Origin of the sequence: Pseudoxanthomonas jiangsuensis (assembly GCF_010093185.1) — a bacterium.
GTDB classification, from domain to species: domain Bacteria; phylum Pseudomonadota; class Gammaproteobacteria; order Xanthomonadales; family Xanthomonadaceae; genus Pseudoxanthomonas; species Pseudoxanthomonas jiangsuensis.
Map to the genome: position 1 here is coordinate 1 of NZ_PDWL01000023.1, position 18,564 is coordinate 18,564.

16 protein-coding genes are annotated in these 18,564 nt (G+C 65.4%); 10 read left to right on the top strand and 6 right to left on the bottom strand.

The features are described 5' to 3' along the window. Window positions 1-79: 79 nt before the first annotated feature. The 4 genes from CSC62_RS13405 to CSC62_RS13420 form a co-directional block, all read right to left on the bottom strand. Window positions 80-1,099: a heavy metal-binding domain-containing protein gene (locus CSC62_RS13405; protein ID WP_246194435.1), complete on the bottom strand. Its 1,020-nt coding sequence runs from the start codon at window positions 1,097-1,099 to the stop codon at window positions 80-82. Next, entirely contained in the window at window positions 1,096-2,400 is a 1,305-nt protein-coding gene (locus tag CSC62_RS13410) for a TolC family protein (RefSeq protein ID WP_211369012.1), read from the bottom strand. The genes CSC62_RS13405 and CSC62_RS13410 overlap by 4 nt, the downstream gene beginning before the upstream one ends. Window positions 2,401-2,474: 74 nt before the next feature. After that, entirely contained in the window at window positions 2,475-2,870 is a 396-nt protein-coding gene (locus tag CSC62_RS13415; protein ID WP_162407207.1) for a hypothetical protein, read from the bottom strand. Between the two features lie 304 nt (window positions 2,871-3,174). Next, the gene (locus tag CSC62_RS13420) at window positions 3,175-3,546 is read right to left on the bottom strand and encodes a hypothetical protein (protein ID WP_056878756.1); all 372 of its coding nucleotides are present in this window, start codon (window positions 3,544-3,546) and stop codon (window positions 3,175-3,177) included. 244 nt (window positions 3,547-3,790) lie between these two features. On the opposite strand from CSC62_RS13420, the gene CSC62_RS13425 reads away from it, so the two are divergent. From CSC62_RS13425 to CSC62_RS13445, 5 genes are read left to right on the top strand one after another with little or no spacing between them, the layout of a single operon-like run. Next, window positions 3,791-4,423 carry a hypothetical protein gene (locus CSC62_RS13425; protein WP_170298374.1) on the top strand — a complete coding sequence of 211 codons (633 nt, stop codon included), beginning with the start codon at window positions 3,791-3,793 and terminating at the stop codon, window positions 4,421-4,423. Between the two features lie 12 nt (window positions 4,424-4,435). Beyond that, the gene (locus CSC62_RS13430; RefSeq protein ID WP_162407208.1) at window positions 4,436-6,571 is read left to right on the top strand and encodes a 2Fe-2S iron-sulfur cluster-binding protein; all 2,136 of its coding nucleotides are present in this window, start codon (window positions 4,436-4,438) and stop codon (window positions 6,569-6,571) included. Next, a complete protein-coding gene (locus CSC62_RS13435) occupies window positions 6,572-7,258 on the top strand; it encodes a hypothetical protein (protein WP_054665526.1) in 687 nt (228 codons plus the stop codon). Further along, window positions 7,255-8,058, top strand: a complete 804-nt coding sequence (locus CSC62_RS13440; protein ID WP_054665529.1) for a multiheme c-type cytochrome — start codon at window positions 7,255-7,257, stop codon at window positions 8,056-8,058. Before CSC62_RS13435 ends, CSC62_RS13440 begins: the two co-directional genes overlap by 4 nt. 12 nt (window positions 8,059-8,070) lie before the next feature. Continuing rightward, window positions 8,071-8,454: a DUF1622 domain-containing protein gene (locus CSC62_RS13445; protein ID WP_054665533.1), complete on the top strand. Its 384-nt coding sequence runs from the start codon at window positions 8,071-8,073 to the stop codon at window positions 8,452-8,454. 113 nt (window positions 8,455-8,567) lie between these two features. Here the strand turns inward: CSC62_RS13445 and CSC62_RS13450 are convergent, their stop codons facing one another. Next, the gene (locus tag CSC62_RS13450) at window positions 8,568-8,771 is read right to left on the bottom strand and encodes a heavy-metal-associated domain-containing protein (RefSeq protein ID WP_162407209.1); all 204 of its coding nucleotides are present in this window, start codon (window positions 8,769-8,771) and stop codon (window positions 8,568-8,570) included. A 151-nt stretch (window positions 8,772-8,922) separates the two neighbouring features. Here CSC62_RS13450 and CSC62_RS13455 point away from each other — a divergent pair, with 151 nt between their 5' ends. From CSC62_RS13455 to CSC62_RS13475, 5 genes are all read left to right on the top strand, one after another. Beyond that, window positions 8,923-11,295 (top strand): heavy metal translocating P-type ATPase, encoded by a 2,373-nt coding sequence (locus tag CSC62_RS13455; protein ID WP_211369013.1) that lies wholly within the window; start codon window positions 8,923-8,925, stop codon window positions 11,293-11,295. Window position 11,296: 1 nt separating this feature from the next. Beyond that, window positions 11,297-11,770: a Cu(I)-responsive transcriptional regulator gene (gene cueR, locus CSC62_RS13460; protein ID WP_162407211.1), complete on the top strand. Its 474-nt coding sequence runs from the start codon at window positions 11,297-11,299 to the stop codon at window positions 11,768-11,770. Between the two features lie 338 nt (window positions 11,771-12,108). Continuing rightward, window positions 12,109-13,989, top strand: a complete 1,881-nt coding sequence (locus tag CSC62_RS13465; protein WP_162407212.1) for a copper resistance system multicopper oxidase — start codon at window positions 12,109-12,111, stop codon at window positions 13,987-13,989. Window positions 13,990-13,994: 5 nt separating this feature from the next. After that, window positions 13,995-15,032, top strand: coding sequence for a copper resistance protein B (locus tag CSC62_RS13470; RefSeq protein ID WP_246194439.1), 1,038 nt, complete (start codon window positions 13,995-13,997; stop codon window positions 15,030-15,032). 126 nt (window positions 15,033-15,158) lie between these two features. Continuing rightward, window positions 15,159-16,739: an ABC1 kinase family protein gene (locus CSC62_RS13475; RefSeq protein WP_246194440.1), complete on the top strand. Its 1,581-nt coding sequence runs from the start codon at window positions 15,159-15,161 to the stop codon at window positions 16,737-16,739. Window positions 16,740-16,801: 62 nt separating this feature from the next. Here CSC62_RS13475 and CSC62_RS13480 read toward each other — a convergent pair whose 3' ends face one another. Continuing rightward, window positions 16,802-18,529 (bottom strand): DUF3141 domain-containing protein, encoded by a 1,728-nt coding sequence (locus CSC62_RS13480; protein ID WP_246194441.1) that lies wholly within the window; start codon window positions 18,527-18,529, stop codon window positions 16,802-16,804. Window positions 18,530-18,564 lie beyond the last annotated feature (35 nt).

Below are 18,564 nucleotides of genomic sequence, written 5' to 3' on the forward strand. Positions count from 1 at the left end.
ATTACATCGAGATGTTCTACAACCCGATCCGCCGGCATGGTTCCGCTGGCGGACTGTCACCGGTAGAGTTCGAACGGCGCTACGCGCAAAGTGGCAACTGAGTGTCTACGGAACTCTGGCCGGTCCACTGCTCGGCATCGGGCTGCACCAGCACCTCGGCGAACATGCCCGGCACCAGCCGACGCTGCGGGTTGCGCAGCACAATTCGCGCCCGCTGCGTGCGACTGGCCATGTCGACCTGGGGAAGCAACGCCTGGATCTGTCCGGCAAAGCGCTCTGCCGGCCATGCACTGACCGTGGCCTGCACTGAGGTCCCCGGTCGCAAGGTGCCCAGCGCCGCCTGGGGCACCGAGGCCTCCAGCCACAGCGTGTCCAGCCCATTGATCTTGAAAAGTGGCGTACCGGGCATCACCGTCTGCCCCTCGCGTGCAAGGATCTCGGTCACGACACCATTGTGGTCTGCGCCAAGCACGACGCCACTTCTGACCGAGGCGCCAGAAGGAACGCCCAACGAACGCAAACGTTGTTGCGCGGCGCCCTGTAGCTCACGCGCGCTCGCGGACTGAGCTTGGCTCAGCGCATGGGCTTCGGCGATGGCGGCGTTCCATGCCGGGGCCTGCACTGTGGCCAGCGCTTGACCACGACGAACCTCGGTAAACGGCGCCTTTACCTGCACGTGGGTGATCAAGCCTTCCATGCGCGCACTGACCACGGTTTCCTGGGTCAGATCCCACGTCAGCGTGCCCGGCACGCGTACGGCACTTCCTAGTGACTCTACCGCCACTTCTTGAGTGCGTATGCCCACGTTCTGCTGCAGGCGCGGATCGATCTGCGTTCCGCCCCCCATGGCCTCATCTGCGTATTTGGGCAGCAACTCCATATCCATGAACGGAGATTTGCCCGGCTTGTCGAATCGCTGCTCCGGCGCCATGGGGTCGTACCAGTACAGCACCTTGCGTGCTTGATCTGCGCCGCTCTTGCCGATGGGTGGGGTGGTATCAGAGGTTCGAGTCATCCAGGCATAGCCGCCGGCAAAGCCGAGCGCGAGCAACCCGAGGGCCACGGCGAGCTGTGTGAGACGCGTTTTGGTCGGGCTCATGGCGTGTTCTCCTCATGGGGCAGCAGATAGGCCAGTGCCGCCCAGGCACGGCCCTGTTCGCCCAGCAGGCGGGCGTTCTCCAGTTGCAGTTCGATCTCATCGCGCCGCGCTTCCAGCCACGGCTGCAGGTCGGCACCGGCGCCGTAGGCAGCCAACGCCGTGCGTGCGCGATCGCGCGCCAAAGGCAGGCTCTGCGTGTTCTGACGCTCTAACTGGCCGGTTAATCCGCGCCATCGCGCCATCGCGCGGTGTACCGACTCGGCTTGGATGCGCCGGGCCTCATCGCGCTCTGCGGACACCGCCTCCAGCTCGGCCCGTCGTGCCGCGATGCCTCGTGCTTGGCGGTTCTTCTGGAACAGCGGCAGGCCCACGCCCACTTCCACCATGAGCATGTCGCTGCGCGCCATGCCGTCGGGTGCGCGCTCGCGACGTCCGTAGGTGAGTTCTACACTCCAATCCGGACGGGTCTGGGCCACCGCCGCATCCACCTGGGCCTGGGCAACGTCCTGGCGTGCCTCCCAGGCCAGTAGCGGCGCGTGTTGGTCCAGCTTGGCCAGCAGTTGGGTGGGCTCCAATGGCAACTGCGAAAAATCCGGGGCCGGACCGCTGGCCAGTACCGTTTCAGGTGAGATACCCAACCATCGCGCCAGACCGGCCTGTGCCGCGGCGTGCTCCGCATGTATCTGTTCGAGGCGATCGTCCAACTGCAGTAGCGCGGCCTGGGCGGCAAGCACGTCGCTGGCCCCTGCCGTGCCGCCTGCCAAGCGCGCACGCGCCGCACGCTCGGCGATGCGCGCCGGCTCGCGCAAACCCTCCAACGCATCTACGGCCTGCTGGGTACTCCACAGCTCGATCCAGGCCTGCGCAGCTGCTTGGGCCACCATCTGTTGTTCGGCCAACGACAGTGAGCGCGCTTGCGCCAGCGTCGCTTGAGCCAGCGCTTGCTCGGCACGTCGTTTCGCACGCGCAGGAAACTCCTGCATCAGACCGACCTGCTGGGTGGTCATCTCATCGGCGCGCAGGCTGAAGGCATCGGGTCCGCTGACGGGCCAGTTCGCCAGCCCCACGATCAAACGTGGGTCGGGCAGCGCGCCAGCACGCGCGGCTTCTTCAGTACTGGCATCGATCTGGGATCGGCGCACCTGCAGGGTAGGGGCGTTGGCAAGCGCCCGTTGTGGGGCTTCTGTGTAGCTGATCGGGATAGCGGGCGGTGCTGCCACCACAGGACCACTGAGCGCCAGGGCAAACACGAATCCACACGCCATCCTGCGCCTTGCATGCAAGAAGAAAGACATCTCCATAAGACCTCCGGACAAACGACAACGAGCGCGCTGCAATGCATGCAGCACGAGCACGGGTCAATCCAGGAGGGGGCTTAAATCAGCAGGCTACAGAAGCGCTGCAGGGGAGGCGGATCGGACACGCACACCGGAACATCCCGATAGAACTGCGCGTGTACCGGTGGCAACAGAGCCTGCGCCAGCGCGAAGGCGACCAGCGCCGGCTGGTAAGGCACTTGAGGGGCCTTCGCATCGGCCGTGGTGATGTGATCGCGCAGGCAATGCTGGTCGCACAACGCCGGAGCATCGGGATCCGGCGCGGGCATCTCTTCGCAACTGACCATCAGGGTCGCTTGTCCAGCTTCCACCGATTCCAGCGGACAGGCGTAGGCCACCAGCGCCAGCTGCTGCAACAGCAGCGCCCACAGTCCCAGCCATGCCAGTCGGGCACGAGGGCGGGAACGCCGCCATCGCCTGAGCAGCTTCACCATGACAGCTCACGCACGCCCGAAGCAGCGCCTGCGGACGCTGGGCGGATCAGGGTAGGGGACGTGCCAGCTCTCATGATGGCCAGTCTAGCCCTCTTGGGGCCGACTGGCATTGATCAAGATCAAGCCGCAGCAAGGTTCCAGCGTAAGGCAAGCTGCACAAATAGCGGTATCCGAATGGCCTCCGCGGCCTGCCTGGCTCCGGATCTAACACCATTGGTCCTGGCTAGTCGCCTTACGCTGTGAAAATTCCCCGCTCCAATCAACTCAGAGGAGAGCGGGGTAATGGAAGCTTGCAGTCTGCCATTTACCTCGCTGCCGCCTCGGCTTCGTGGAGCTTTGCAAGCTCCTCGTATTCCGTAGCGGCTTCTTCCTTCAACTTGACCAGCTTATCGCAGTGTCTGGCCAGAGTTTGGTCCGTGGCCGTCCCACTCTTGAAGGCTTGATGATTATGGCGATACGTGTTGCGCATCGTCTTGTGCGTTTCGGCTTCTGCCAGGGCTTCGCGGGCCAGCGTGCGGTAATACGCGGCGATGGCCAGATGGTTCTCCGGCTTGTCCGCGATATCGTTCAGGAGCGTTATGACCGGTTCTTCGGTGGGCTGCTGCGCATAGACCGGAATGGCTACGGCGAACATCGCACACAACATCATGACCCAAGACGCTTTGACAGACTTCATTGAAATCTCCTGATGGGCTGGGCAGGTATGCCCGGTGCCAGCCTAGGAAAGCCCTTCTTTCATCTGAATGACCCATTCATTACATTTCTGCAATGCGCTGGTCACTTCGGAGGCGGCTGAGTGCGTCCACGAGAGGAGCGAATTCAATACGCGCATCATTGATCCAAAGGTCTTGGTTGAATGACGAGACGATTGCAGCATCGTAATGGCGGGGTCATCCCGTCGACAGCTTGCCGTACGTAGGGTGGAAGCGAACAAGCCGGCCACAGACGCGGACCGGTTTCTTTTGTGGGTGCGCCGCATCCGCCGGTTCCCGATGGGAATCGCCGCCAACTTATCGGAGGTTGTCATGAGGCATTATCGTCGGCCGTCACTGGTGATCGTTTGTTTGCTTGGTGGGATGCTCGCCGGCTCAGCGCTGGCCGATGACGACAAGCACAAGCATGGTCAGTCAGGCGCCATGGGGCAGTCGCCCGCCAGCATGAGCGCCCCAGCGGCGCCCCATCCCCCGGCGGCACATGCTCCGGGTCCGCAGTCGCCTGCTTCCCCGAATTCGCCTGCCACGCCCGACGTCATGGCTTCGCATATGGAGGAAATGGCAACGATGATGCGTGAACGGGGAAAGGCCATGGAAGCGATGGGCCGCCAGATGCAGGAAGGCAGCACGCAGATGCATCAGCAGGCCATGTCGATGAAGGCAGGAGACACGTCCACGCACAATGACATGGACATGTCCGCCGCGATGCAGCACATGGAACAGATGAAGAAGGATATGGAGAACTGCGAGCGGCAGATGCAGCAAGTCGATTCGACCATGCAGAAGATGGATTCGAGCATGGGCGGCGGCATGGCCAAGAAGAAGATGGGCCATATGTAGGAGGCGGCCGCTGTGTCGACGGAGAGCTTCATGGGGTGGAGGCGAATCGTTGCCCTGGCCGTGCTGGCGATGTCGCTGGCGTATGCTGCGGCCGGCGCTCAGACAACCGCCGATCCGCACGCTGTTCATCCACCGAACAAGACCAACAGCACGGCGGCCGCTGGAACGACAGCCGCGCAAGACAGCAGTTCGATGGGTGGCATGCCGATGGAACCCGCGCCGTCGGCTGACGCGCCGATGGGCGACGACGATCACGCTGACCAAGCCGCAAACATGGCGGCGCCGCAACCGGCTGTCGGGGGCGCATCGATGCAAGGCAGCAGCCCGATGCAGGGCATGCCGATGGGCACCCCACCCCCGGCTGACGCAGGCATGGGCGATGACGACCATGCCGCGCATCACCCTGACGCGGCTGGCGGCATGCCGGCTGCGGCAGGTGCGTCGATGGGCGGCTCCATGGGCGGCATGATGGACGACATGATGCGCGGCTGCCGCGGAGACGAGTGCGGTCGCGATCGGCGCCTCAACAAGCTGCTGTATCCCCAACTGATGGCTCTGCCGGACCTTCCGCCGGAGCGGCGTGCCAGCGTCGAGCAGCTCGCCCACCATCGGATGCACGAAGGCATCCAGCAGTTGGCGACCCTGTCGTCGGAGGCGTCGCATGCGGTTCAACGCAACGACTACGCCGGCTTGCAGGAGGCGTCTGATCGGATGCGCGTGGCCTGGGGCGAGTTTGACAGCGGCCTGTCGGCCTACCGCGCGCTGGCCGAAGGACAGGCGCCGCGCGGCATCGCGTTGGACTGGTTCCGTCGCGAAATGAATCTGACCGATCCCCTGACCACGGTCCCGGCGCACGGGGTCTTCGGCCTGTCGGGCTTTCACTACTTCACGATGGCGCTGCTGTCGGCTTTTGCCTTGCTGGGTGCGTGGATGTACGTCGCCCGCAACCGGCGTACGAACGCGGTGCTGGCCACGTTGCGCACGGGAGCACCGGCGTCTCCGGCGTCCTCCCCGGCACCGCGTGCCGGCGCATCGCCAGGCCCCGCGGTACAGGCACCTGCCGTTGCTTCGCCCGAAGGCGCCCCGCAGGCGCGCACGCCTGCGTCCACCACGGGCAGTTGGGTCGGCAAGCTGCGGGTCGCGCGCATCTTCCCGGAGACATCCCGGGTCAAGACGTTCCGCCTGGCACCCGTCGAGGGGACAGGTGCCCTGCCTTTCGAGTTCGAGCCCGGCCAGTTCCTCACGCTCTCCGTGCCCTCGGAAGGGAAACAGGTCAAGCGCTCTTATTCGATCGCCTCATCGCCATGCTGCCATGGCTGGTGCGACCTGACCGTCAAGCACGAAAGCGGCGGCATCGTGTCCGGATACCTCCACGAACACGTCCAGGAAGGCGATCTGCTCGATGCGTCCGGCCCGTACGGCCGCTTCACCTTCCGCGGCGTCGAGTCCGACAGCGTCGTGCTCTTGGGGGGCGGTGTCGGCATCACGCCGTTGATGAGCTCGATCCGCTACCTGACCGACCAGAGCTGGAACGGCCGGATCGACCTGGTCTACGCCTGCAAGGACCTGGAGAACGTGATCTTCCACGACGAGCTGAACCAGCTTGCCCGTCGGCATCCGAACCTGCATGTGTCCATCGTGTTGAGTGAGGAGTCATCAGAGGAGTGGACCGGCGCACGCGGGTTCATCACCGCCGAACTGCTGGGGCAGATCCCCGAGATCCGCTCGCGCCGCATCCACCTGTGCGGTCCGCCGGTGATGATGGATGCGGTGCGCAACGAGCTGGGCAAGCTGGGCATCGATCCGGCGTCGATACACTCCGAGCTGTTCCTGAGCCCGCCCAAGCCGGCGACGCCCGAACCGGGCCAAGCCGGCGACACCGCTGCGGCCGTGACATGCCGCTTCGAGCGATCCGGGAAAAGGGCGCCGCTGATCGCCGGCCAGACCGTCCTCGAGGCCGCCGAAGAAGTCGGCGTCCCGATCGAGTACGCGTGCCGGCAGGGCTACTGCGGCATCTGCAAGGTGAAACTGCTCTCGGGCGAGGTCACCATGGCGGTGGACGACAGCCTGACCCCGCTCGACCGCTCGTCGGGGATGATCCTGGCCTGCCAGGCGAAAGCGTCGGCCGACATCTCGGTGGATGCCTAGATGGGCAGGCACGATCGCATCGCCGCGACGATCATCGTGTCGATGCTGGCGGTGCTGTGGCTGGGCTTCCTGGTACACCGCGCTCCGTTCTTCGCCGGTAGCCTGTGGGGTGGCGTGTTCGGCGTCGTGGGCGCCGCGTTCTTGCTGGTGCCGCTCGTCTACACCGTGGTCAAGCGCAGCGCCACGCTACGCCGCGCATTCACCCGCGAGCACAGCTTCGCCGCATTGCTGCAGGCGCACGTGTATTTCGGCCTGATCGGCGCGCTGCTGGCCATCATCCATAGCGGGCACAAGTTCCAGAGCGTGCTCGGGATCGCGCTGACGGCGTCGATGCTGCTGAGCGTGCTCACCGGGTTCATCGGCCAGCATTACCTGCGCTACGTCGCCGAGAACATCCGCGAGAAGAAGACACAGCTCGACGGCCTGTGGCGCCTCCTGGATGGGGCGTACTGGGCCTACGCGCAGGCGCCGGCAGGCGGCGCCGGCACGGCCAAGGCCGGCGCCGAACTGCTGCCGCTGGCGTCCGGCGCCGGCGACCTGCAGTACTCAATCCAGTTCCAGGAGCGGGTGCGCAAGCTGTTCACCGGCTGGCTGTCGGCGCACATCGCGTTCTCGATCGTCTTCTATCTCCTGCTGGCGCTGCACATTTGGGCCGGCATCTACTTCGGGCTGCGCTGGTTCAGATGAGTCGAAAGGGAACGATCATCGTCGCGCTGCTCGCGGTGCTGGCGTCGGTGGCAGCACTCGCGCTGTGGAAGGCGGTGCCGCAGACGCTGCACGTCGCGACGTGGCAGAGCATGGCCTCGCCTGGCCCACTGTCCAGCGCGCATGCGTTCCTGCAGGAGGATTGCGCGGCGTGCCACACGCCGGTCAAGGGGGTGCAGGATGCGACCTGCGTTGCCTGCCATGCCAACGAAACCGCCCTCCTGCAGCGGCAGCCGACGGCGTTCCATGCCGACATCGCCGAGACGAACAACTGCGTGGCCTGCCACAAGGAACATGACGCCGGTCGCAGCCTGCGCGGCATGGACCATGCGGCGCTGACCGACATCATCGTGCGATGGCTCGATCGTGCTCCGGAGCGCCACGAGGGCGCGCTGCTGCTCGCGCACGTGAAGGCGCACAGGCCAGAGGCGCTGCCCGGCAACGTCTCGCTCGCCAGCGGCATGACCTACAAGGAGACGCTGCTGGACTGCGCGAGCTGCCACAAGACCACGGACCCTCACGTCCAGGTGTTCGGAAACGATTGCGCGACATGCCACGGCACCGGCACGTGGTCGATCGCCGGGTTCAGGCATCCCTTGCCCAGTTCCACCGAGTGCGGCCAGTGCCATCTCGCGCCGCTCAGCCACTACAAGGAGCACTTCTCGATGATGTCCAAGCCGATTGCGGGTGTCCGGAATGCGCAGCCCGAGCAATGCTACCTCTGCCACCAGACCACGTCTTGGAACGACATTCGCGGGGTGGGCATCTACGACCACCATTGACCGGACAGGCCGATGAGCGTCGACTTGCCACATGCCGCCATCGGAATCGCGGTGGCTGGATTCGAGTTGTTCGGTGTCGGCGTCATCACGCTGGGAAGCCTGTTGGCGTGTGGGCGGTTCGCCTTCCTTCACACGAAGGTCGGGATGACGGCGCGCTATCACGCCCTGCGGCAGGAGCTCGGCGGCACGATCGTCTTGGGCCTGGAGTTCCTCGTGGCCGCGGACATCATCCGCACCGTCACCATCGATCCCTCGCTCCAGGGCGTGGCGATCCTTGCGCTGATCGTGCTGATCCGCACCTTCCTGAGCGTTGCACTGCAAATCGAGATCGAACGAGGATGGTCGTGGCGGCGCCGTCGACCGGCGGCGCCCGACCACCCGGATGATCCCGGCTGAGCGAACCGGCCCACACGCTCAAGGCACAGCGTCGTGCGACGACCGCGCTGGCGAGAGCCCCTTCGCTGCTTGCAGCCGATCAATGGGACTTGAACGCTCCGCCGGGCGGCGCGTCAGGGATCGACGCCAATCGCCTGGTAGCCCGCCTTGGTCAGGGCGGCTTTCACGATCTCGCTAGGCTGCTCGGACACGACCTGCACCCGTCGGGTATGAACGTCAGCCTGAACCCGGGCATCCGGGTCGACGGACTGGATGGCGCGCGTCACACCTCGGACGCAGCCGCCGCACGTCATGTTCTGGATGTGAAATGCGTGCATGGGGCACCTCCTGCTGATTTGTGTACGGTTAGGATGGGCCTTGCCATCGTTGGAAGGTCAAGGGTTTTCGCGGGCCATGCAGGGGTTGACCTTCCCACCGTAGGAACCCGCAGACTTGTTTACTGACCATTGCACCGGCGAGATGAACACCATGGATTCCGTTGCCCCAAGCGCCTCCCTGCGAACGAACGCTGTGCGGAAGACCGAACTCGCCATCGAGGGCATGACCTGCGCGTCCTGTGTCGGACGTGTGGAGCGCGCCTTGCGCGCCGTCCCTGGCGTGATGGCGGCGCGCGTCAATCTGGCGACGGAGCGCGCAGTCGTGGAAGGCGGCGCGGACTCCCCACTGCTGATCCAGGCCATCGACGACGCAGGGTATGCGGCACGGCCGATCGACCGGGCGGCCTTGCGCGAGGCCGATGACGCAGCCCGCAAGGAGGCCGAGCAGGCGGCACTGAAACGCGCGGTGGTCGTGTCCATTGCGCTGACCTTGCCGGTCGTCGCGCTGGAGATGGGCTCGCACCTCGTTCCCGGCCTGCATCACCTGATCGTGCGCACCATCGGCATGCAGTGGAACTGGATCATCCAGTTCGCGCTGACGACGCTGGTGATCCTCGGGCCAGGCCGGCGCTTCTATCAGCAGGGTTTCCCCGCGCTGTTGCGCCTGGCGCCGGACATGAACTCGCTGGTGGCGGTCGGCACCTTGGCCGCTTACGCCTACTCGCTGGTCGCGACCTTCACGCCCGCGCTGTTGCCCGCGCAGGCGGTCAACGTCTACTACGAGGCGGCGGCCGTCATCGTCACCCTGATTCTCATCGGCCGGTCCCTGGAAGCGCGGGCCAGAGGGCGCGCCTCCCAGGCGATCCAGCGGCTGGTCGGGTTGCAGGCGCGGACCGCGCGCGTGCGCCGTGACGGGCAGACGGCCGAGATCGCTCTCGGCGAGGTGGCGCCGGGGGATACCGTCGAAGTGCGGCCCGGCGAACGTGTACCGGTCGACGGCGAGGTGATCGAGGGCGACAGCTACGTCGATGAGTCCATGATCACGGGCGAGCCGGTGCCGGTGGCGAAGACCGCCGGCAGCGCGGTGGTCGGCGGCACGGTCAACCAGAACGGCGCGCTGGCGTTCCGCGCGACCGCAGTGGGCGAGTCCACGGTGCTCTCCCGGATCATCCGCATAGTCGAGGAAGCACAGGGCTCCAAGCTACCCATCCAGGCTCTGGTCGACCAGGTGACGTCGTGGTTCGTCCCGGCCGTGATCGGCGTGGCGCTGCTGACATTCCTGCTCTGGCTCGCCTTCGGCCCCTCACCGGCGCTGACGTTCGCGCTGGTCAACGCCGTCGCCGTGCTGATCATCGCCTGTCCCTGCGCGATGGGGCTGGCCACGCCCACCTCGATCATGGTCGGCACCGGGCGCGGCGCGGAAATGGGCGTGTTGTTCCGCAAGGGCGAGGCCTTGCAGTTGCTCAAGGATGCCAAGGTCGTCGCGCTGGACAAGACCGGTACGCTGACCGAAGGCCGGCCGGTGCTCACCGATCTGGAACTCGCCGAGGGCTTCGACCGGGCGCAGGTGCTGGCGCGGATCGCGGCCGTCGAGGCGATGTCGGAACACCCGGTCGGCCGCGCCATCGTGGAGGCCGCCCAAGCCGAAGGCCTGGTCTTGCCGGAGGTCGCCGGCTTCAGGTCCGAGACCGGGTACGGCGTCGAGGCCAAGGTGGACGGATTGGGTGTCCAGATCGGTGCCGACCGCTACATGCACCGGCTGGGGCTGGATGTGACCGCCTTCGCCGGCAACGCGCAACGGGTGGGCGACGAGGGCAAATCGCCGCTCTACGCAGCGATCGGCGGCAAGCTCGCGGCCGTCATCGCCGTGGCCGATCCGATCAAGGACACAACCCACGAGGCCATCGCCGCGCTCCACGTGTTGGGTCTCAAGGTGGCCATGATCACCGGCGACAACCGGCGCACGGCCGAGGCCATCGCCCGCCATCTGGGCATCGACGAGGTGGTCGCCGAGGTGCTGCCGGAGGGCAAGGTGGAGTCGGTGCGCAGGCTCAGGGCCTTGCATGGCCATCTGGTGTTCGTGGGCGATGGCATCAACGACGCGCCGGCCTTGGCGGAGGCCGAGGTGGGTATCGCCATCGGCACGGGCACCGATATCGCGATCGAGGCGGCCGACGTGGTGCTGATGTCGGGCAGCCTCAAGGGCGTGCCCAACGCCATCGCGCTGTCGAAGAGGACGATCCGCAACATCCGGCAGAACCTGTTCTGGGCGTTCGCCTACAACGCGGCCCTGATCCCGGTTGCCGCGGGTGTGCTGTATCCGGCGTACGGCGTCTTGCTCTCGCCGGTCTTCGCGGCAGGCGCCATGGCGTTGTCGAGCGTCTTCGTCCTCGGCAACGCACTCAGGTTACGGCGATTCCAACCGCCGACGACGGCCGCGTCGGCTGGCCAACTGCCGGCTTCGAGGGGTGCCGCCGCTTCGGCGAGTTTCGGGGCGGCGGGCTTGGGACCGAAAGGAGAATGAGGTGAACATCGGTGACGCGGCGAAGGCCTCGGGTGTATCGGCCAAGATGATCCGCTACTACGAGCAGATCGGGTTGATTCCACCGGCTGGCCGCACGCACGCAGGCTACCGGGATTACACCGAAAAGGACGTCCACGTGCTGCGCTTCGTCCGGCGCGCGAGGGATCTGGGATTCTCCGTCGCCGAGATCGATGGCCTGTTGCAGCTCTGGCGCAACCGCCGCCGGCGCAGCGCCGACGTCAAGCGTATCGCCCTGGACCACATCGAGGATCTGCAACGGCGGATCGCCGACATGCAAGAGATGGCAGCGACACTCCAGCAGCTGCCGACATGCTGCTCGGGGGACGACCGTCCCGATTGCCCGATCCTGGCCGATCTCGAACAGGCGTCTGCGGCGGCGGCGAAAGAACCCAAGCGCCGACGCGGCGCGGTCGACGACCGTGGTGTCGGCAAGCGCAAGGCCCAGCGGGGGTAAGGCGCAACCGCCCAAGCATCGAGGCCTCTGGCAGGGCGAATGACCATGAAATGACGGGAATGTAATGGATGGGTCATCCCGCCGAAAGTGACCCCCTCCTAGGCTGGTCACCATGACGCGAGCACCACGCCCTTGCGTTCAACCCCGACCGTTGCCTGGATCCTGTGCGGCCCATCTGGCAAGCATTCCGGCCACCGTCACGTGGCTTGTCATGCGCACGCTGACCCGCGTTCCTCACCACGCTGGCGCTTTCTCCGGCGCGCGTGGCCGGCACCCAGATCGTGGCGATGGGCCGGGCGGGCTCGATGTCAGCCGATACCGATCATAGGAGGTCATGCATGCGATCCAGACTTTCAGGCACGAACGCCGCCGAGCAGCTGCTGCTGTCTCGAAGGCAGTTCGTTCAAGGATTGGCAGCGGGTGGCGCAGTGCTGGGCCTGGGACTTTGGCCGAAGCAGAGCTGGGCGCTCCGCTCCCCTGGCCAGCTCGAAGTCCTGTCGGGCACGCAGTTCGACCTGACCATAGGCGAGACCCTGGTCAACTACACGGGCAAGACGCGGCCCGCCATCACCGTCAACGGCTCGGTGCCTGCACCGATCCTGCGCTGGCGCGAAGGCACGCGGGTGCAGCTCAGGGCCCGGAATGACCTTCCCCCCGGCTCGATCCACGGCGACGCGACGTCGATCCACTGGCACGGCATCCTGCTGCCCGCCAACATGGATGGGGTTCCCGGCTTCAGCTTCGACGGCATCAACCGCGGCGAGAGCTACCTGTACGAGTTCGATGTCCGCCAGAGCGGAACCTACTGGTACCACAGTCATTCGGGGTTCCAGGAACAGGGCGGCATGTACGGGCCGCTGATCATCGACCCCATCGATCCGCCTCCGTTCTCCTACGATCGAGACTACGTGGTCTTCCTGTCCGATTGGACCGACATGGACCCGGCGCGCCTGTTCGCCCGGCTGAAGAAGCTGTCGGAGTACGACAATTACTACCAGCGTACGGTGGGCGACTTCTTCCGCGACGTGCGCCGGGACGGCTTGAGCGCGACGCTAAGCGATCGCGAGGCATGGGGACGCATGCGCATGACGCCGACCGACCTGTCCGACGTCAACGCGCATACCTACACCTACCTGATAAACGGGACCACGTCGCTGGGCAACTGGACGGGACTTTTCCGTGCCGGTGAGAAGGTGCGCCTGCGTTTCATCAACGGTGCGGCGATGACCTACTTCGACGTCCGCATCCCGGGCCTGAAGATGACGGTCGTCGAGGTCGACGGCCAGTACGTCCACCCGCTGACGGTGGACGAGCTGCGCATCGCCACTGCCGAAACCTTCGACGTGATCGTCGAGCCTACCGGGCAGGACGCCTTCACGATCTTCGCCCAAGACTCCGCGCGCACCGGCTACGTCAGTGGCACGCTTGCGGTCCGCGAGGGCTTGCGTGCTCCGGTACCGGCGGTGGACCCGCGGCCGCTGCTGACCATGGCCGACATGGGGCATGGCGGCCACGGTGCCCATTCCGGACTGGCGGCCGCATCGGCCGATCCGCATGCCGGGCATGGCGCCGCGCCGGCGCCGGACCCCCACGCGGGCCACGGGGCGGGGGCCGTGGCCGCCGATCCGCATGCCGGGCACGGCGTTCCGGCCGCACCAGGCGCGCACTCCGCGCATGAAGGCGGCGGCATGCAGATGCAGACTCATCCGGCCAGCGAAACGGGCAATCCCCTGGTGGACATGCGGACCATGACGCCGGAGCCGCGACTGTCCGATCCTGGGATCGGTCTGCGCGGCAACGACCGTAAGGTGGCGACGTATGCCGACCTGAAGAGCCTGTTCGAGGACCCCGACGGTCGCGAGCCGGGGCGCACGGTGGAGCTGCACCTGACCGGCCACATGGAGCGCTTTGCCTGGTCGTTCGATGGGATCAAGTTCGCCGACGCCGAGCCGCTGCGCCTCAACTACGGCGAACGCATGCGCATCGTGCTGGTGAACGACACCATGATGTCGCATCCGATCCATCTGCATGGCCTGTGGAGCGATCTTGAGGACGAACAGGGCAACTTCCACTTGCGCAAGCACACCATCGACATGCCGCCGGGCACGAAGCGCAGCTACCGGGTGCGCGCCGACGCGCTCGGTCGCTGGGCCTACCACTGCCATCTCTTCTTCCACATGGAATCCGGGATGTTCCGGGAAGTGAGGGTCGAAGAATGACGAGCGTGAGAACATCGATGCGTTGGGCTGCGCTGGCCGCAGCATTGCTGCTCCCTCCTGTCGGCGCCCACGCGCAGCACGCCGGTCATGGCCAGCCTGTCCCGTCGAGTCCGACTGCGAACCAGCAGGAAGAGGACGCGACGACAGCGCAGTCTCCCAATGCCGGCATGGACCACTCGCAGATGGATCATGGACAGCATGGTCGCCCACAGGTCGACCACTCGCAGATGGATCATTCGCAGCATGATCGTCCGCAGGTCGACCATTCGCAGGTCGACCATTCGCAGATGGATCATTCCCGGATGGGGGTGTTCGACTCGCCACGCGAACCCATCCCCGCCGTCACGGATGCCGATCGCCTGGCGGCATTTCCGACGCTGAAGGACTACCACAAGCATGGAACCAGCCTGAACTCCTTCTGGCTTATGGATCAGCTGGAAGGGGCGAACACGGATGAAGGCAGGGAGATCGCCTGGGAGGGAATCGGCTGGGTCGGTAGCGACATCAACCGCCTCTGGCTGAGGACCAAGGGGCACGCCCTGGACGAGAACCTGCAGCGCGCGCGGGTGGAGGCGATGTACGGACGCGCGATCCATCCCTGGTGGGATGCAGTGGTGGGCGTGCGCCGGGATTTCGGTGACTTCGGCGGAGGCGGAACGCCGCGCACCTGGGCCGCGTTCGGCGTTCAGGGGCTGGCGCCCTATAAGTTCGAGGTTTCCGCAACGGGTTACGTCGCAGAAGGCGGCAAGACGGCGGCGATCGTCGAGGCCGAGTACGACATGCTGTTCACCAACCGGCTGATCGCAAGCTGGGGTGTCGAAGCCAACTGGTTCGGGCAGTCCGATCCGGCGGAAGTCATCGGGTCAGGCTTGAGCACGGTAGAAGGAGGTGTGCGATTGCGCTACGAGATCACGCGGCAGTTCGCGCCCTATATCGGGTTCGAGCGCGAATGGAGCTTCGGCGAGACGTCCGACCTGCGCAGGCTCAGCGGTCATTCCCGAACCGACAACCGCTGGGTGGTCGGCCTGCGCTTGTGGTTCTGACGTAGATGCGTTTGGGGTTGGGGAGATGGCGGGGTGGTGCCATCGTAGGAGGGCCTGGAATGCAACCCGCATCAGGCCATCGAACACGAAATCGAAGGTCATATGCGTCCACCCCGAATCTCATCGTTGCGTCGTGGCATTCAGATTGTGGTCGCTGCCCTTGGATTCGGTTTGGCATGGTGGCGCCTGCGGAAGACCACGCCATCGGTGCTGGCGGAGCGTTTGCGCGAGACGCTGGAGGGGCTGGGCACGACTTTCGTGAAGCTCGGTCAAGGCTTGAGCTTGCGTCGCGACATGCTGCCCGACGCGTACCGCGTGGTGCTGGAGGACTTGCATAACCGGGTGCCGCCGTTCTCGTCGCAGCTTGCCGAAGCTGCCATCAAAGATGCGTTCGGCCAACCGGCGGCAACGCTGTTCGCACGGTTCGATGCAATTCCCTTTGCTGCAGCGTCCGTGGCCCAGGTTCATCGAGCCCGTACGCACGACGGGCAAGAGGCCGTGGTCAAGGTTCGCCGCCCCGGTGTCGTCTCCCAGGTCAAGACCGATCTTCTGCTGCTGCGCTTGCTGGTGAGGATTTTGCTTCCTGTGTGGCCGCAGCTCAGGCGGCAACAGCCGCTGGCGCTGATCGACGAACTCGGCATGCAGTTGCTTGCAGAAATCGATCTGGATCACGAAGCGCGGAATATGCGGCGTTTGCAGTCAGCAATCGCGGGGCTGCCAGGCGTCATGATGCCCCGCGTCGTCGAGCCCTATGTCTCGCCTAACGTACTAGTTCAGGAATACAGCAGCGGCGGCGTCGTCACCGACTTCGCCGGAAGCGACCGAGGGCGCGCCATTGCCGATCAGTTGTTCAATGCCTATCTGCACCTCTTGTTCGTTCGCGGCGTGTACCACGCCGACCCACATCCAGGAAACCTGTTCGCGATGGCGGACGGGCGCCTGTGCTTTCATGACTTCGGCTCGATCGGATATCTGGATCCGGCGGCGCGACGTGCGCTTGCACGCATGATCGCTGCCGTACCCTATGCGGACGCGGACGAGGTGTTGGACTCGGCGCTTCTCCTGGGCTTCATCGTTGTGCCCGTGGACCGTCGCGAGTACACGCGCGCCATCGGCGAGATTCTCGACGAACTGGAGAGCCTGCCCGTTACCGAGTGGTCGCTGGCCGAGATGGTGTGGCGGATCTCACGCCTGGGCGGAGGAGAGCGTTTCCGGCTGCCCCGGCATCTGCTGGTCCTGATCCGAACACTGTTCCTGGTCGAGAACACGATTCGCCAGCTCGATCCGGAGTTCAACCTGCTGGGAAGTTTCGAGTTCCACCGCGAAACCCTTGCCGCTTCGTTGAGCAAGGAGGCGGCCCGCAGCCGGCGGCCGGTGGCCGAGCGTGCTGCGCGCACGGCCGACAGCTTGTCGACGATCGCATCGGAACTGCTCAGGTCGGCGATGATGGATGATGGCAGGCCGAGCCTGACCATGTACCACCGGGGGCTTGAGGCATTGCAGGCCAACATCAGCCGGACCGGCAACAGACTGTCGGTCGCGTTGATCACGCTGGGGCTTTACCTTGCTGGATCGCTCTTGATGCAGCACAGCATTGGGCCTCGCATCTCGGGCGACATGCCGTTGTTCGCGGTCGTCGCGTATTTGCTGGCCCTATTGCTGTCGCTACGCCTGGTTCTGGCGATCTCGCGCTCCGGTCACTTGTGACGACTGGCGCCTAAGCCTTCATCCGCCGATCCACTACGCAACCAAGCCGCGAGCGCGAATCGTCAGGCCGCGCCGAGCCTTCCCGGCATGGCGCCGAACACAAGCGCGAACCACCATTCCATCGCCTCGTCGCGATGCTTGCGCCCATCTTCGATGGCCTGGGTAACCTGCGCGCTCGCCGCCTGCTCCTGCGCTGCGAAGGGGTTGTCCGCGGGCAATGGCGTCCGCTCCTTCCTGATCAGGGGCGCCAGGGCCGCGACGGCGTGCATCCAGGGGCTGAAGGCCTCCGAAAGCAGGTAGCGGCTGGTGCGCATCGGATGCAGCCATTCCAGCGCCGAGGCGCTCCAGGGATTGCTCATGGCGCTCAAGACGGGACTCACGAACGTCTTGTAGAACAATTCGTTCGTCTCCGACATCCCTCGCACTTTCTCGAACGCTGCATTAGGGACATCGAACCGCAGGTCCTCGACCTGTCGCTCCTCGAAACGGACGGTGTACTGCGACCGCGCGCAATCCGGGTCGCCGGTGGGGCTGTCGATCTTCATCTCGTAGAGGCCCGGGGCCAATGCCTCGACGTCCGCCAGGGTCTCCAGGATGGCCCGATGCTCGAAGCGGGCGACCTTCGCGGAGACGAAGATCCCCAGATGACCAACATGCGGGTTGGTCAGGTAGACGATGCGCTGATCCGCCTGCTTGAGCGCGTCCGTGTCGGGATAGACCACGGGAATCCAGCCCAGTGCCTGGTGAGGCGGCGTGATGTTGTCACCGTAGGAGGCGAAGACCACCAGCGGGTTGCGGATGCGCTTCAGGTCGACGGCGCAGTGCTCGTCGATCCGCAGCTTGCCTTCCTCGAGACGGTTGCCGATGAACAGGTTCTCGACAATGGCGACGATCTCTTCGCGGCTCATGAAGTACCAGGCATTCCACCAGCGCTCGAACTGGAGGAAGCGATCACGCTCGGTATCCACATGCGCGAAGAGGTTGGCGTACTTCTCCCACACGCCTTCCGGCTTGAGATTCTCGAAGTTCTGGATGAGCCAGGCGCCGTCGAAACGACCATTGCCTAGATCCGCGAGCAGATGGGTCATCCACACGCCGCCCACGAATCCTCCGGCGAGCCGCATCGGGTTCATACCCGCGGCGCCCGCCCAGTAGGACAGCGGCGATCCGTTGAGCACGACTGGCCCGCTCAGGCCCTGGCAGTCCGCCGCGAGCAGCGTGAGTGCCCAACCCGCCTGGCAGTTGCCGTACAGCACAGGAGGCTGGCCGGGATGGCGCCTCGCCACTTCCTCCACGAAGCGCCGCAGCGCCTGCAACACGTCCGCGAGCGTCTGGCCGGGACATGGTTCAGGATAAAACGAGACGAAGTAAACGGCATGGCCGCGATGCAGCGCGATACCGACTTCGGAGTCGGTCTTGAAGCCGCCGATGCCTGGGCCATGTCCGGCACGCGGATCGACGACCACCACGGGCGGCCTGGAGGCATCCAGGCAGTCTTCGATGCAGTGGTCCCCGGCCCGCGTGATGCGAAGGAGCGCGTAGTTGGCCGGATGCTCGAAGCGCCGGGCATCGAGCAGCGTTTCGTAGTCGAAGTCCAGCAGCGGAGGCTTGCCCGCGCGCTCGTGGGCGATCATGTCGTCGGCCCGCTGGCGCAGTGTGTCCCAGAACAGCACCGCGCGCTCGAACACGTCACGCGAGTAGCCCACTGCCTGAGCGAAGTCGTACACGGCAGAACCTGCAAGCGCTTGTTCGGCGGAATGATCTGTCGACACCGACGGCACGGCTGCCACGGGTGATGCGTGAACAGCCCTTTCGCTTCTGGATC